Below are 15,506 nucleotides of genomic sequence, written 5' to 3' on the forward strand. Positions count from 1 at the left end.
CCCCCACCCTCATGGGCACCGTGAGTGCAGTGGAGGGCAGCAAGAAGACTAACGGCTGTGCTGACGACGTTGCTCGTACAGACACAGCGCGGTGGCAATGGCTACATTCAAGGACTCGACGCCAGGGGCCTGGGGGATAAACAAGCGTTGATTCGCCTTGGACAGCAAGGCCGGACTGACACCCTGCCCCTCATTGCCAAACACCCAAATCCCTTGATCCGGCAGGCTGGATTCGTACAAGTCCTGGGTATCCGGGCCCAAAGAAGCTACCAACACCGGCAAGGCGGCTTTTTCAAGCAGCGCCACGCCATCGACCTGCTCATGGATTTGAATGGAGAAATGGGCACCCTGTGCGCTACGCAGCACTTTTTGCGACCAAACGCTGGCACAGCCCGGTGTCAAATACACTGCTTCCAGACCCACTGCCACTGCGGTCCGCAAGACCGTCCCCACATTGCCCGGATCCTGAACCTGATCCAGCAAGATGGCCCGTTTCGTGGGAACTGTCCAGGCCTGCCCACGAGGCACGCGAACAATAAAGCCGATGCCCTGCCCCTGACCGACCTGAGAGACGGCATTCATCAAAGTGGCATTGAAGGTGACGCTGCTATGGCCGGGCAAGAAGCGAGCCAGTTCCAACAGCTCATCCGAATGGCGGTCCATCTCAAAAACAGCCAATTCCGGTAAGCCACGGCGTTCCAGCCACATTTGGCACAGATGAATGCCTTCCAACCAAATCAACTGATCACCCCCGTCCAGCTCGCGTTTATCGTGAGCCAGACGCTGCACTCGTTTGAACAGTGCATTATCTTTGGATTCAATCAGCCTCATTATTCAACTTACCTACTTAGAGATGCGCGTACCGGCGCGAAACTACGACGATGCTCGGGGCAAGGCCCGTACTGGGACAAACGTTCCAGATGCAAGGCCGTCCCGTAGCCTTTGTGCTGGTCAAAACCGTATTCGGGATAGTCTCGATGCAATTCCAGACAGACTGCATCCCGCGCTGTTTTGGCCAAAATCGAGGCCGCCGCAATGGCGGCATGACTGGCGTCACCTTTGATGATGGCTTTTGCCGGACAACACAGGCCGGTTGGAATGCGATTGCCATCCACCAAGGCTTGTTCGGGTTTGACGCTCAGGCCATTACAGGCTCGTTGCATCGCCAACATGGCAGCATGCAAGATATTGATGTCATCAATTTCTGCCACACTGGCGCTGGCAATTTCCCAGGCTAACGCTCTGTCCTTGATCAACACAGCCAAGGCTTCACGTCGCTTGGCGCTCAGTTTCTTGGAGTCGTTCAGACCGTCAATGGGATTGTTCGGGTCTAAAATGACGGCTGCGGCAAAAACAGGGCCGGCCAAGGGGCCACGCCCGGCTTCGTCCAGCCCCGCTACCAAACCTGCCGAGACATCACTGACTACTAAATCAAGCTGCTTCATGCGCGCGCCATATTCAAAATGACCTCAGCCGCCAAGGAGGGTGTGTCCCGACGCAAGGTCAAATGCATCTCGGTAAAGACCTGCTCGATATGAGCCACATAGCTCTGATCGCTCAAGGCTTTCCAGCATTCCTGCGCCAGCTTCTGAGGTTCGGCATCTTCTTGCAGCAGTTCGGGCACGACAAAGTCGCGTGCCAGCACATTGGGCAAGCCGACCCAGGGCACATAAGGCCGATCCTGGCCAGACTTCCAACGTATGATGCGCTCCATCATGGGGCTAAGCACATACGAAATAACCATAGGACGCTTGTACAAGGCCGTTTCCAGACTAGCAGTACCACTGGCAACCAAAACCGCGTCACTGGCTTCCATGACCGTCCAGGCGGGTGGACGGACCACCCCTTCCGAGTCCGGCTGACGAATACCCGCTGTATTGGCATCAATAATGTGCAAATTACGGATGGGATGCTGAGCCAGCGCCTCTTCAAACTCCTGACGGCGCTTGGGATTGACCATGGGCACCAGAATCATCAGAGCCGGATCCTGGTCCTGCAAGATCTGTACGGCCTGCAAGAAGCGCGGCGACAGCATCTTGACCTCGGAGGAGCGGCTACCTGGCAACACGCCCAAAATACGGCCACTCTCGGGCAAACCCAGGCGACGACGCGCGTCAACCTTATCCGGCTGCAAGGGAATATTCGCCGCCAAGGGGTGACCCACATAGGTCACTGGAATACCTTCCTTTTCGTAGATCTCGGTCTCGAAAGGAAACAGTACCAGCATATGGGACACCGCTTCGCGGATTTTATGGATGCGCTCGTAGCGCCACGCCCAGATCGAGGGCCCCACAAAATGTACCGTGGGCACACCGGCCTGACGCAAACGATGCTCCAGGCGCAAATTGAAGTCCGGGGCGTCAATGCCCACAAACACATCGGGACGCTGCCGCAACCATTGATTGCGCATGCCCAAATAGGTGGAGACCAGACCCGGAATGCGTTTGAGCGCCTCGACGTAACCAAATACCGTCAAGGCGTCCATGGGATAGTATTGGTGAAATTGCTGGGCGGCCATCTCGGGGCCGCCTATGCCTTCTACCTGCACGCCAGGATTGCCCTGACGCAGCCCTTGAATAATGCGAGCCGCCAGCAAATCGCCCGACGGCTCACCCGCTACCATTCCTATACGCAGATCCCGCTTGGCCCCTGTTTGCCCCGACCCGTCTACACGTGCCGCTAATGGGCTGGAGGCGCTGCTCATGGTCGGCAAATACCCCGGCTGGAGTCATTCAGAAAGTCGATCATGACCTGAACCGCTGCACGGCATTCAGGCTGCGTTTGCTGCAAGGCTTGCATTTGCTCTACCGCCTGCTCCACCGTCAGTTTGCGACGATACAGCAACTTGTAGCTTTCCTTCACAGCCGAAATCGCTTCAGCCGAGAAGTTGCGACGGCCCAGACCTTCGCTATTCACACCGACAGGACGGAAAGGATCGCCTGCGCCGATGACGTAAGGCGGAATGTCCTGACGCACCGAGCTGGTACCACCAATCATGCTGTGCGCACCGATACGACCGAACTGGTGTACAGCCGTCAAACCGCCCAGAATCGCCCAGTCGCCAATATGCACATGGCCGCCCAACTGAACGCTATTGGCAATAATCGTGTGATTGCCGATCTGGCAATCGTGAGCAATATGGGTATAGGCCATGATCCAGTTGTCATTGCCCACACGGGTCACGCCCACATCTTGCACCGTGCCAGTGTTGATGGTGACGTATTCACGAACCATATTGCCATCGCCGATTTCCAGACGAGTCGGTTCATCAGCGTATTTTTTATCTTGCGGCATACCCCCGATGGAGCAGAAACGGTAGAAATGGTTGTTGCGACCAATCGTGGTCACGCCATCAATCACACAGTGAGGGCCCACTTTGGTACCCGCACCGATCGTGACATTGGGTCCGATGATGCTGTACGGCCCAACCTCAACATCATCGGCAAGCTGGGCGCCTGCTTCGATGATGGCCGTTTCATGAATACGCATAAACTATTCTTCCAATTGACGGATAGCACACATGATTTTGGCTTCGGCAACCACTTGGCCATCAACCAAGGCGCGACCTGTGTACTTGCACAAAGCGCGGCTGATGCGGTCAGCCGTCACTTCCAGACGCAATTGGTCGCCTGGCATGACGGGTTTGCGAAAACGCGCTCCGTCCACACCGACTAGGTAATAGGCCAGCTTGTTGTCCACTTTGGCGTACGGATCCTCGGGATCGGTAAAAGAGAACAGCGCGGCTGCCTGAGCCATGGCTTCAATGATCAAGACCCCAGGCATCACCGGCATGTGCGGAAAGTGGCCCGTAAAAAAGGGTTCATTCATCGACACGTTCTTGATGGCAACGATGCTCTTGCCGGGCACCAGTTCCAAGACGCGATCGACCAGCAACATCGGGTAACGATGAGGGAGGCGATCCATAATTTGTCGAATGTCGAGTTCCATGTCCTGTCCTGCTTATTTTTGTTTATTGATATGTTCAGATGATTCATTTGCCCCATCCACCTGCTGACGTTCCAAAGAACGCAGGCGACGGCGCAAACCGCTCAATTGGCCCAACACGGCAGCATTTTTCTGCCAGTCCTGGTGTCCAGCAAAGGGATAAACCCCGGTATAACGTCCAGGCTGGCTAATGTTGGAGGTGACAGCCGTACCGCCGGAGACGTGTACATCATCGCCCAGAACCAGATGGCCCGAGAGCATCGCTGCCCCCGCAATCGTACAACGTGCCCCGATCTGGGTAGAACCAGCCACCCCCACACATGCCGCCATGGCCGTATGTTCGCCGACCTGTACGTTGTGCCCAATCATGATCTGGTTGTCCAGCTTGACACCATTAGCCAACACCGTGTCATCCAATGCACCCCGATCCACCGTGGTATTGGCGCCGATCTCAACGTCGTCACCAATACGTACGTGCCCGATTTGCGCAATCTTGGCCCATGCCCCCTTCCCTTTTACCGGGTCCGGCGCGAAACCAAAACCGTCAGCGCCCAGCACCACCCCTGAATGCAGAATGGCGCGAGCACCAATATGCACCTGGTGGTACAGAGTGACACGCGCATGCAGCAGACAGTCTGGCCCCAGGGTAGAACCTGCACCAATCACGCAATGCGCGCCCAAACGGGTGCCACGTCCGATCTTGACGCCGGCCTCGACCACACAAAATGGCCCAATCGACACGCCCTCGCCCAATTGAGCGCCCGGATCAATCACCGCACTTGGATGAATACCCGTAGGCAACTCGGCCATGCGCACCTGATCAAAACGCTGCGCCAGCAGCGCATACATTAGATAAGGCTGTGAGCACAAAACCGGGATAAAGGACGGTGCAAAGCCCAGACCTTCGTAGACTTGCGGCGTCAGAATCACCACCGCCGCACCGGTCTGCTCCAGCAAATCCTGCATCTTGGGATTGGATAGAAAGCTGATTTCCTCCGGGCCTGCAGAAAGCAAAGAGCCTAGGCCCCGAATCCGGAGCATAGGCTCTTTAATGCCTTCTGGCAGCTTGCAATCCAGTCCGGTCTTGTTGATGGCGTCTATGAGTTCAGACAGCTGTACAGCCTGATCAACGTTCAGCAATACCGGCATAGTGCATCAACCGCCCAGTGCTTTCAGAACTTCCTCGGTGATGTCCACACGTGGGCTGACCGTAACGGCATCCTGAATGATCAGGTCGTAGCCTTGAGAGTCAGCAATACGTTTGATGGCGGCATCAGCCTGCTCAACAATGGCCGAGAACTCTTCGTTGCGGCGACGGTTGAAGTCTTCCTGGAATTCACGACGCTTGCGCTGCAGATCGGAATCCAGATCAGCCAGTTGACGCTGACGCTTCACACGATCGGACTCGGACAGCACAGGCGCATCCTTGTCGAACTTTTGAGCCTGCGAACGCAGGTTGTTGGCCATGCGCTCCAGCTCTTCGTCACGACGCTTGAATTCTGCTTCGATTTTGGTTTGGGCCGCTTTGGCTGGCTTGGAATCACGCAAAATGCGCTCTGTGCTGACAAAACCAATTTTGGTCTGGGCCTGAACAACAGGAGCAGCGGTCATGGCGCCGACACCCAGCGCGGCAGCCAGAACGAGCGCGTTATTGCCACGCGACAAGCTGCGGGCGATGTTTGTAAGTTTTAATGCGATGTTTGACTTCATGAAAAATCTACCTTGCTAATTAGGCTGCAGAATAGTGCAATTGTGCCACTAAACACGAACATCAGAAAGCGGTACCAATCTGGAACTGGAAGGCTTGTTTATCGTCGCCTTCCTTGGCGCGCAAGGCGCGACCGTAGGACAACTGCAGCGGACCGAGCGGGGATTCCCACGACAAGCCCAGACCTGCGGCGTACTTCCAACCGCATGGATCCTCCGACAGACGGTCAGGACGACCCATTGGGCAACCACCGCTGGTGTTGTCCACTTTACCGGCATCGGCAAAGACGAACCAACGCAGCGTACGGTCACGCGTGGCGCCGGGGAATGGCAGGTACAACTGAGCGTTGGCGATCATTCGACGCGAACCACCCAGGTAGTCACCCGTCAGGATATCGCGACCACCCAGGGACGCGCCTTCATAGCCGCGTACCGAACCGATACCGCCGGCATACACATTCTTGATCACCGGGAAGCTCTTGCCACCAATGCTACGCCCATAATCAATCGCGCCATTCAAGGCCAGCGTATAGGCACGGCCCAATGGAATGTAATGCTGGTGGCTGGCGCGCAGCATGTAGTAGCGCAAGTCCATCGTACCCAGATCGGCCGACAAGCTCGTCAAGCTACCCTTGTTGGGAGCAATCGCGCTGTCGCGGGTATCTTTGGACCACCCCAGATTGAAAATAAAGGTGTTGGTGCCTTCGCCGTACTCTTTTACGTAATCTTGGTAGGCTTGGGGTGTGTACTGCGGGCTCAAGCGCGAGAGCTTGTTGTGCTCGAAGTTCACACCCATGAATACACGGTCGTACTCGGAAATAGGCACACCGAAGTTCAGGCCAGCACCGATGGCGGTGTTCTGGTAATCACCCCAACCATCATTGGACTGATAAGGCGTGGTACGACGGTAGTAAATCGAGGTGGTTTTGCTGATGCCGTCGCCCGTCCAGAAAGGATCAGTGTGGCTGATCACTGCTGCACGGTTCACCTTACTGGTATTGACCTGCAAGGACAGACTATTGCCACTGCCAAAGATGTTGTCCTGGCTGATACCGGCCGACAACATCAACTTGTCAGTGGAGCCGTAACCAATACCCAGGTTAACCAAGCCGGTGGGCTTTTCTTTCACATCCACGTTCACATCGACCTGGTCAGGCGAGCCAGGGACAGGCTTGGTGTTCACATCCACTTCATTGAAGTAGCCCAGACGATCAATACGGTCACGTGAGAACTTGATGGCGTCCGAGTCATACCAGGCCGCTTCTTGCTGGCGCATTTCACGACGTACCACTTCATCACGGGTACGGACGTTTCCGCCTACCTCGATACGGCGCACATACACGCGACGACCGGGATCGACGTAGAAGGTCAAGTCAGCCGTGTGATTTTCGCGGTCCAGCACCGGGTTCGGGTTGGCGTTGGCAAAGGCATAACCCAGGCCACCCAAGTATTCCGTAATCGATTTGACGGTAGCACTGGTCTTGTCCGAGGAAAACACCTCGCCTTCTTTTTGCTGCACCATCGGCTCGATCTGGTCTTCCAGACCCAGCAGATCGCCGGCCAATTTCACGCTGCTCAAGGTGTAGGGCTGGCCTTCGTGAATGGTCAGGGTAATGAAAATGTCTTTGCGATCAGGTGAAATCGATACCTGGGGAGCTTCAGCCGAGTACTCCAGAAAACCACGATTCAGGTAGTAGGAGCGGATACGCTCCATATCCCCTTCCAGTTTTTCACGGGAGTATTTATCGGTGCCGGTATACCAGGTCATCATGCCCGAGGTCGTCAGCTCCATCTCGTCGAGCAAGTCACTCTGCGAGACGGCTTCCGTACCGACAATACGGATTTCCTTGATCTTGGCCAAGCCCCCCTCAAAGATGTCAAAGCTGACACCGACACGGTTACGAGGCAAAGGCGTGATGATAGGCGTGATTTCCACACCATACTTGCCCTTGGACAAGTACTGCTGTTTCAGCTCGAATTCCGCTCGTTCCAACATGGAACGGTCAAAAACCCGGCCTTCTCCAAAGCCTACCTGGGCCAGGGAGTTGATAATATTCTTGGAGTCGAACTCACGCATGCCATTAAAGGACACGGAGGCGATGGTGGGACGCTCCTTGACGTTAACGATCAGCACATTGGTGCTGGTGTCAATTTGCACGTCGCTGAAAAAGCCCGTGGCGTACAAGCGTTGAATCGCGTCTGCAGCCTGCTCTTCCGAGAAGGACTCACCGACCTTGACTGGCAAGGACGAGAACACGGCACCGGGATCGACCCGCTGGATGCCATTGACTTGAATATCGCGCACGACAAACGGTGCAAATGCATTCGCCAAGGCGGGGGCAAGCAGACTTGCCACCAATACGGGCAGAACACGCAACGCAAAAGTAGGTTTCCGGCTAAACGACATCCTGGACAATCCTTGGTCGGTCAAATGGTTGGAAATTGTATGCCACCCGCTCTCAACTGAAAAGGCGGGTGATGTCATTAAAAAAAGCAATACTCATCAGCACGGCCAACAAGGCCAGGCCCAGGCGCTGTCCGACAAGCATCATACGCTCCGAAGCCGGCTTGCCGCGCACAGCTTCGATGGCATAGTACAGTAGATGCCCCCCGTCCAGCATAGGTACGGGCAATAAATTCAGTAAACCAATGCTAATACTGATCAAGGCCAAGAAATTCAGGTAGGCAATAAAGCCGATACGTGCTGTCTGGCCTGCATAATCCGCAATAGTAACCGGCCCGCTGACATTACGTACAGAGACTTCCCCCGTAATCATGCGTCCGATCATCTTCAAAGAGAACCAGAAGGTTTGCCCGGTACGGGTAAATCCGCGCTCCACACTCTCGATTGGCCCGTAGCGCACCAGCGTCATGGGCATATCCATGGCCACTTGGGCGCCAATACGCCCCGGCGCATTGGCATCGCCTTCGGGCGTGAGCAGCAGGCGTTGAATTTCGCCCTGGCGCAGCACCTCAAGTTCGAGTGTCTTGCCCGCAGATTGTTGCACCTTTTGAACGAACGCCGTAATGCCCGGCTCGAGCAAATCATCCAGCCGGATAATCAGGTCATCTTTTTGAAGGCCCGCTTGCTCAGCTGCGGTATCTTTAAACACCTCTTGAACAACCGATCGCGCCGGGCGCAACACCAGCCCTGCCTGGGCCATCAAGTCCTGCCCATCCGGCAAGATTTCCCCAGCCGGTAATGTCAGGTAACGATTTTCTTCCCGTCCCAGCAGGTCCTTGACGCCCACTTGCAGCTCGCCACCCGAGGACAAGGCATCCATAAAGGCCCAGCGCGCCTGCAACCAGGAGTCCACCGGTTTGCCATCCACCGAGACCAATCGATCTCCAGCCTGGAAGCCAGCTTGTGCAGCCGGTGTCCCTTCTGGGACGGGGCCAATTTGGGCAATGGGCTCTTGGGTACCCAGCAAACCCACAAAGGCGTAGATCACCACGGCCAGAATCAGGTTGGCCATCGGGCCAGCCAGCACAATCGCGGCGCGTTGCCGCAAGGGTTTGTGATTGAAGGACTCGTCGACCTGTGCCTGCGTGGCATGAGCAGGCGGATCATTTTGCATGGCGACGTAACCGCCCAGGGGCAAGGCCGAGACAGCCCATTCGGTACCGTTCTTGTCAAAACGTCGGTACAGCACCTTGCCAAAACCGATAGAGAAACGCTCGACACGCACCCCACAACGACGGGCCACCCAGTAGTGGCCCAGCTCGTGAAACGTCACCAGCACGCCCAAGGCGACCAAGAACGCCAGAACGGTGAAGAGCATTGTTAATTCCTGTTAAATACGCGCCGAACTTCGACAGTAATCCAGCGCCAGCGAACGGGTTTCGCTATCTAGCTCCAGCACCCCATCCAGGGCGTTCAAAGCCTGGCTGGCACGGCCATTGAGCTTGTCCAGACAATGCTCGATCACTGCCGGAATCTGAGTATAGCCAATCTGCCGCTCCAAGAAGCGGTCCACAGCGATTTCATTGGCGGCATTCAAGGTTACACAGGCCGCCTGACTGCTGCGCAAGGCATCATAAGCCAGTCGCAGACAGGGGAAACGCTGAAAATCGGGTTGCTCAAAATCCAGGCGACCCATTGTGGCCAGATCCAGCAAGCCCACGCCGCTATACAGGCGCTCTGGGAAGCCAAGACCATACGCAATTGCCGTACGCATGTCGGGCTGCCCTAACTGCGCCATGACCGAACCGTCGATGTACTCGACCATGGAGTGAATCACGCTTTGCGGATGCACCACCACATCAATCTGATCAACGGGCACCGAGAACAGCCAGTGCGCCTCGATCACTTCCAGGCCTTTATTCAGCATGGTGGCCGAGTCCACCGAAATCTTGCGGCCCATGCTCCAGTTAGGATGCGCGCAAGCTTGCTCGGGGGTCACGCCATCCAGCTCGGACAAGCTACGCGAACGAAAAGGCCCACCGGAAGCCGTTACCAAAAGACGGCGCAAAGCCGCAACGGGCTGACCCGGTTGCGCAGGCAGCTCACCGGCCAGGCATTGGTAGATGGCGCTGTGCTCGGAGTCGATAGGCATCAATTGCGCCCCCCCCTCTTGCACGGCCTGCATGAAGATACGACCTGCAGCGACCAGCGCCTCTTTATTGGCCAGTAAGACACGTTTGCCTGCGCGTGCTGCGGCCAAAGCCGAAGGCAAGCCCGCAGCACCAATAATGGCGGCCATCACAGTGGTCACTTGCGGGTCCGCAACCGTATCGACCAGCGCCTGTGCGCCTACTCGAATCTCCGGCAAGGTGCCGCCCTGCCACGCCGCCAGAAAGCGGCTACGTGCGGCGTCATCCGGCACAAGCACAACACGGGCTGCGCTGTCACGAGCTTGCTCGGCCAGCAGCTCCATACGAGTGTGGCCGCTCACGGCATAAACCGCCATCCGCTCCGGATGACGCGCAATCACATCCAGTGTGCTGATACCTATAGAGCCAGTGGCCCCTAACACACAAACATGCTGGAAACTCATGAATTCTTCCTTGACGCAAACACCTTAGTTCCACGCAGGACTAAAAGAGCCACGCCCCACTTAACAACAAGGCTACGGGAGCAACCGGTAGCAGGGCATCGATGCGATCGTACACCCCACCATGGCCGGGCAATAACTGACTGGAGTCCTTAACAGCGGCACGGCGTTTGAGCAGGGACTCAAACAAATCCCCTACAATCGACAAGGCCGCCAGGGCAATACCCAAAACAGCCGTGGCAACCCACCCCCACCGCTGTTGCACGTCGGCACCAAAGCTGCCAGCCCAATTCGCGCTGATCACCATCCATACAGCCGCCGCGGCCATACCGCCCACCGCTCCGGCCCAGGTCTTGCCGGGACTGACACGCGGGGCCAGTTTGGCCTTACCAAAAGCACGACCCGCGAAGTAGGCTGCGATGTCCGCCGCCCAGATCAAAACCAATAGGGTGAGCACATACACAATGCCCTGCGTGTACAAGAAAAGAGACAGGCTGGCCCAGGCGGCCAAGGGAGCCAGCACGCCCATCACACTGAGCAAGACACCTTGTGCACGCTGCGTCGCCTGGCCTTGCAGCACCAGACTCGTCGCCCCCACAATCCACAGTGCCGCCATCAAGGGCACCAGCGCACGGTAAACCAGGTCAGCAGCCTGCCCTTGGGGGCCGGTGTCATACCAATACACGCTTAGCCACAACATCAAGGCACCGTTCAGCAAGGCCAAGGGCCATGCCCAACGCTGCTGGTCCTGAGACAGACTCAGGCGTTCCCACTCCCAGCAAGCCAGCGTACTCATCAGGACAAAGATAGCCAGCAATGGCCAGCGCACGGGGGCAAGCATGGCCGCACCCAGAATGACCAGCAAGATCACGGCGGTGATGACGCGTTGTTTCAACATAGATAAGGCTCCGTCAAGGCGCGGGACTACCCTGCACCTGCGCACTGGTGCGCCCAAAGCGCCGCTCGCGCCCACGATACCACTCGAAGGCTTGCTCCAGTTGCGCGCGGTCAAAATCCGGCCAGTACGCGTCTGTAAAGTACAGCTCGGTATAGGCCATCTGCCAGATCAAGAAATTGGAAATGCGACGCTCCCCACCCGTGCGGATAAACAGATCCGGCTCGGGGGCGTAAGACATCGCTAAATAGGGACTGAACATGGCCTCATCCAGTTGCTCGGGATGATCGACCAAATGAGGATTAGCGGCCAGCGCCTTTTGGGTCGCTTGCAAAATATCCCAACGGCCACCGTAGTTGGCGGCAATCGTCAAATGCAAGGTGTCGTTATCACGCGTTTGTTCCTCTGCATTGGCAATCAGGCCGCGCAGCTCGTCGCTAAATGCGGAGAGCTCACCAATGACATGAAGTCGGACGCCGTTTTTTTTCAGTGTTGCCACTTCTTTTTGCAGCATCTTGACGAACAAGCCCATCAACAGGGAGACTTCCTCGGGAGGGCGTCGCCAGTTCTCGGAGCTGAACGCAAACAGGGTCAAATAACGCACGCCGAGCTCGCCACAAGCCTCGACTATGCGCCGCACAGTTTGCACACCCCGCAAATGCCCTGCCGTGCGTGGCAACAGACGACGGGTCGCCCATCGTCCATTGCCGTCCATGACAATTGCCAGGTGGCCAGGAACCTGACCGTGTTCCGGAATAGTTTGGGTAGAACTGAAAGATATCACCTAGCCACCTGTGCACAAGCCCTTAGACCGTCATGATCTCGGCTTCTTTCTGCGCGATCAGCTTGTCGACCTCAGCCACATACTTGTCAGTCAGCTTCTGGACTTCATCCTGGGCACGACGCTCGTCGTCCTCGGAAATTTCCTTGTCTTTGACTTGCTTTTTGAGCGTGTCATTAGCATCGCGACGCAGATTGCGAATGGCAACCTTAGCGTCTTCGCCTTCGCTACGCACCACTTTGGCCAAATCGCGACGGCGCTCTTCGGTCAAGGCGGGCATGGGCACACGAATGCTCTCGCCCATCGAGATGGGGTTCAAACCCAGTTCGTTGTCGCGAATGGCTTTTTCAATCGGCCCAGCCATATGCTTTTCCCACACCTGTACGTTCAGCGTGCGAGCATCCACCACCGTGATATTGCCCACCTGACTGACAGGCACCATGGAACCGTAGTACTCAACCTGAATATGATCGAGCAAGCCTGCAGTTGCACGGCCAGTGCGAATTTTGGCCAGGCCCACCTTCAGAGACTCGAGGGACTTACCCATCCGGCTGTCGGTCGATGCTTTAATCTCGGAGAGACTCATGGACTAAATTCCTATAACGTTAAACGTGAACCAGGGTGCCCTCGTCCTCACCAGAGACCGCACGCGTCAAGGCACCGGGCTTGTTGATGGAGAACACTTTGATCGGCAGCTTCTGATCGCGGCACAGCGCAAAGGCGGTCGCGTCCATCACTTCCAGACGACGCACAATGGCCTCGTCAAAGCTGATACGCGAGTAGCGGGTCGCGCCTGGATCTTTATTAGGGTCGGCACTGTAGATGCCATCAACTTTGGTCGCTTTCAGCACGATTTCCGCACCCACTTCGGCGCCGCGCAAGGCCGCTGCCGTATCGGTGGTAAAAAACGGATTGCCCGTACCGGCTGCAAAAATAACAACTTTGTTTTCTTCCAGGTAACGCAGTGCCTTGGGACGAATGTAAGGCTCTACGACCTGCTCAATGTTCAAGGCAGATTGCACACGGGCATCCAGGCCACGGTGCTTCAAGGCATCTTGCAAGGCCAACGCGTTCATGACGGTGGCCATCATGCCCATGTAGTCGGCTGTCGCACGATCCATGCCCTGAGCACCTGGAGCGATGCCACGAAAGATATTGCCCCCACCAATCACGATAGCCAGTTGTACCCCCAACTGGGCAACCTGGGCGATCTCCTCCGTCATGCGAATGATTGTGCTGCGATTAATACCGAACGAGTCCTCGCCCATCAGCGCCTCGCCGGAGAGCTTTAACAGAACACGTTTGTAATGAGGGGTAGTCATGGGTGGGATTCCAAGTGACGAAGACAGAAGAGAGTGTAAAGCAGCAGGGCAGGCACCGCCACTACGGTGCCTGCCCTGAAAAAACCAACTGGATTAAGCTTGGCCGGCAGCAGCCGCTACCTCAGCGGCGAAATCCTCAACACGCTTTTCAATGCCTTCACCCACAACGTAAAGGGTAAAGCCAGCGATCGATGCTTTTTTCTCGTCCAGCATTTGCTGCACGCTTTGCTTGTCGTTCTTGACGAAAGGTTGGCTCAGCAGAGTCACTTCTTTCAGGAACTTGGCAACAGCGCCGTCAACCATTTTGGTGACGATGTCAGCAGGCTTGCCGGATTCAGCGGCTTTCTGAGCCGCCACGGAACGTTCAGCTTCGATTTCAGCCGCGTCAACACCCGAAGCATCCATCGCTTTAGGACGAGTTGCAGCGATGTGCATGGCCAGATCTTTGCCCACTTCTTCGTCGCCACCGGCAAAATCAACCAATACGCCGATCTTGCCACCGTGAACGTAGCTGGCCAGTTGGCCGGCTGTTTCGTAACGCTGGAAGCGACGAACCGAGATATTTTCACCAATCTTGCCAACCAGAGCTGCGCGCACAGTCTCGACATTGCTGTCGGCCAATGGCAGTTCAGCCAGAGCAGCCAGATCGGCTGGGTTGTGCTTGGTGACCAGTTGCGCGACGTCGTTGATAAAGCCGATGAAATCATCGTTCTTGGCAACAAAGTCGGTTTCGCAGTTAACTTCAACCACAGCACCCGTCTTGGCATCGTCAGCGATGTAAACGGAAACCAGGCCTTCAGCGGTAACGCGGGTCGCTGCTTTGCTAGCCTTGCTACCCAGCTTCACGCGCAAGAGTTCCTCAGCACGTGCCATATCGCCGTCGGCTTCGGTCAGTGCTTTTTTGCATTCCATCATGGGCGCGTCGGTTTTCTCGCGCAATTCTTTAACCATCGATGCGGTGATTTGAGCCACGGTTTTCTCCAATTCTGTAGAACATGCCCCGGCAAGCCGGGGCGATACGAAAGGTCACTGTAGCTGTCTGCCATGACAACTGATGGTGTCTGGCAGACAGCAGTGAACCTGTTACTCCTGGGTGTCAGCCTGAACTTCGACGAACTCTTCGTCAGCGGCGATTTCTTCAACCAGACCGTTCAGGTTCTGTTCGCGGCCAGCCAGCACGGCGTCAGCCATGCCACGGGCGTACAGAGCGATAGCCTTGGCCGAGTCATCGTTACCAGGAATCACGTAGTCCAAACCTTCTGGCGAGTGGTTGGTATCAACCACGGCCACAACGGGAATACCCAGCGTGCGGGCTTCGGCCACAGCAATCTTGTGGTAGCCGACGTCGATCACGAACAAAGCGTCAGGCAGGTTGTTCATGTCCTTGATACCGCCGATGGCCTTGTTCAGCTTTTCCAGCTCGCGCTCGAACATCAAGGCTTCTTTCTTGCTCATAGTTTCCAGACGGCCTTCCGCCATCTGACCTTCCATTTCTTTCAGACGCTTGATGGAAGTCTTGACCGTTTTGAAGTTGGTCATCATGCCACCCAGCCAACGGCTGTCAACGTAAGGCATGCCGCAACGTTCGGCTTGTTCGGCCACCAGTTCGCGAGCAGCACGCTTGGTGCCGACGAACAGTACGTTGCCGCCACGAGCAGCCAGTTGACGCACGAATTTGGTTGCTTCTTCGTACTGAACAACCGTTTTTTCCAGGTTGATGATGTGGATGTTGTTACGCTGACCGAAGATGAACGGAGCCATCTTGGGGTTCCAGTAACGGGTTTGGTGGCCAAAGTGCACACCGGCTTCCAGCATTTCACGCATTAAAGACATAAAGTTCTCCAAGGGTTTGGTCTTGTAAC

Annotated in this window: 16 protein-coding genes; all 16 read right to left on the reverse strand. The window is 56.2% G+C overall.

Features of this window, described 5'->3' with window-relative positions:
- Positions 1 to 48: 48 nt before the first annotated feature.
- The 16 genes from ACDI13_RS00295 to rpsB all read right to left on the reverse strand — a co-directional run bounded on the left by ACDI13_RS00295 (position 49) and on the right by rpsB (position 15,477).
- Positions 49 to 831 carry a TrmH family RNA methyltransferase gene (locus ACDI13_RS00295; protein WP_316988420.1) on the reverse strand — a complete coding sequence of 261 codons (783 nt, stop codon included), beginning with the start codon at positions 829 to 831 and terminating at the stop codon, positions 49 to 51.
- Positions 832 to 839: 8 nt separating this feature from the next.
- A complete protein-coding gene (rnhB, locus tag ACDI13_RS00300; protein WP_316988421.1) occupies positions 840 to 1,445 on the reverse strand; it encodes a ribonuclease HII in 606 nt (201 codons plus the stop codon).
- Entirely contained in the window at positions 1,442 to 2,623 is a 1,182-nt protein-coding gene (gene lpxB, locus ACDI13_RS00305) for a lipid-A-disaccharide synthase (RefSeq protein ID WP_316988440.1), read from the reverse strand. Before lpxB ends, rnhB begins: the two co-directional genes overlap by 4 nt.
- A gap of 77 nt (positions 2,624 to 2,700) precedes the next feature.
- Positions 2,701 to 3,489, reverse strand: a complete 789-nt coding sequence (gene lpxA / locus ACDI13_RS00310) for an acyl-ACP--UDP-N-acetylglucosamine O-acyltransferase (RefSeq protein WP_316988422.1) — start codon at positions 3,487 to 3,489, stop codon at positions 2,701 to 2,703.
- 3 nt (positions 3,490 to 3,492) lie between these two features.
- Positions 3,493 to 3,948 carry a 3-hydroxyacyl-ACP dehydratase FabZ gene (fabZ, locus tag ACDI13_RS00315; protein WP_003799758.1) on the reverse strand — a complete coding sequence of 152 codons (456 nt, stop codon included), beginning with the start codon at positions 3,946 to 3,948 and terminating at the stop codon, positions 3,493 to 3,495.
- A gap of 12 nt (positions 3,949 to 3,960) precedes the next feature.
- On the reverse strand, positions 3,961 to 5,094 hold the full coding sequence (gene lpxD, locus ACDI13_RS00320) for a UDP-3-O-(3-hydroxymyristoyl)glucosamine N-acyltransferase (protein WP_316988423.1): 1,134 nt from the start codon (positions 5,092 to 5,094) through the stop codon (positions 3,961 to 3,963).
- Between the two features lie 6 nt (positions 5,095 to 5,100).
- Entirely contained in the window at positions 5,101 to 5,655 is a 555-nt protein-coding gene (locus tag ACDI13_RS00325; RefSeq protein ID WP_094196813.1) for an OmpH family outer membrane protein, read from the reverse strand.
- Between the two features lie 61 nt (positions 5,656 to 5,716).
- Complete coding sequence (bamA, locus tag ACDI13_RS00330; RefSeq protein ID WP_316988424.1) at positions 5,717 to 8,059, reverse strand: outer membrane protein assembly factor BamA; 2,343 nt, start codon at positions 8,057 to 8,059, stop codon at positions 5,717 to 5,719.
- A 52-nt stretch (positions 8,060 to 8,111) separates the two neighbouring features.
- A complete protein-coding gene (gene rseP, locus ACDI13_RS00335; RefSeq protein WP_316988425.1) occupies positions 8,112 to 9,434 on the reverse strand; it encodes an RIP metalloprotease RseP in 1,323 nt (440 codons plus the stop codon).
- Between the two features lie 12 nt (positions 9,435 to 9,446).
- Positions 9,447 to 10,649 (reverse strand): 1-deoxy-D-xylulose-5-phosphate reductoisomerase, encoded by a 1,203-nt coding sequence (locus ACDI13_RS00340; protein ID WP_316988426.1) that lies wholly within the window; start codon positions 10,647 to 10,649, stop codon positions 9,447 to 9,449.
- A gap of 40 nt (positions 10,650 to 10,689) precedes the next feature.
- Positions 10,690 to 11,544 carry a phosphatidate cytidylyltransferase gene (locus ACDI13_RS00345; RefSeq protein WP_316988427.1) on the reverse strand — a complete coding sequence of 285 codons (855 nt, stop codon included), beginning with the start codon at positions 11,542 to 11,544 and terminating at the stop codon, positions 10,690 to 10,692.
- A gap of 13 nt (positions 11,545 to 11,557) precedes the next feature.
- Positions 11,558 to 12,322, reverse strand: a complete 765-nt coding sequence (gene uppS, locus ACDI13_RS00350) for a polyprenyl diphosphate synthase (protein ID WP_316988441.1) — start codon at positions 12,320 to 12,322, stop codon at positions 11,558 to 11,560.
- Between the two features lie 25 nt (positions 12,323 to 12,347).
- Positions 12,348 to 12,908, reverse strand: a complete 561-nt coding sequence (frr, locus tag ACDI13_RS00355) for a ribosome recycling factor (RefSeq protein WP_316988428.1) — start codon at positions 12,906 to 12,908, stop codon at positions 12,348 to 12,350.
- A 19-nt stretch (positions 12,909 to 12,927) separates the two neighbouring features.
- On the reverse strand, positions 12,928 to 13,644 hold the full coding sequence (pyrH, locus tag ACDI13_RS00360; RefSeq protein WP_003799741.1) for a UMP kinase: 717 nt from the start codon (positions 13,642 to 13,644) through the stop codon (positions 12,928 to 12,930).
- A gap of 93 nt (positions 13,645 to 13,737) precedes the next feature.
- A complete protein-coding gene (gene tsf / locus ACDI13_RS00365) occupies positions 13,738 to 14,616 on the reverse strand; it encodes a translation elongation factor Ts (protein WP_316988429.1) in 879 nt (292 codons plus the stop codon).
- A 111-nt stretch (positions 14,617 to 14,727) separates the two neighbouring features.
- A complete protein-coding gene (rpsB, locus tag ACDI13_RS00370; RefSeq protein ID WP_316988430.1) occupies positions 14,728 to 15,477 on the reverse strand; it encodes a 30S ribosomal protein S2 in 750 nt (249 codons plus the stop codon).
- Between the last annotated feature and the right edge of the window lie 29 nt (positions 15,478 to 15,506).

The sequence above is a fragment of the Alcaligenes faecalis genome, assembly GCF_041521385.1.
GTDB lineage: Bacteria > Pseudomonadota > Gammaproteobacteria > Burkholderiales > Burkholderiaceae_B > Alcaligenes > Alcaligenes faecalis_E.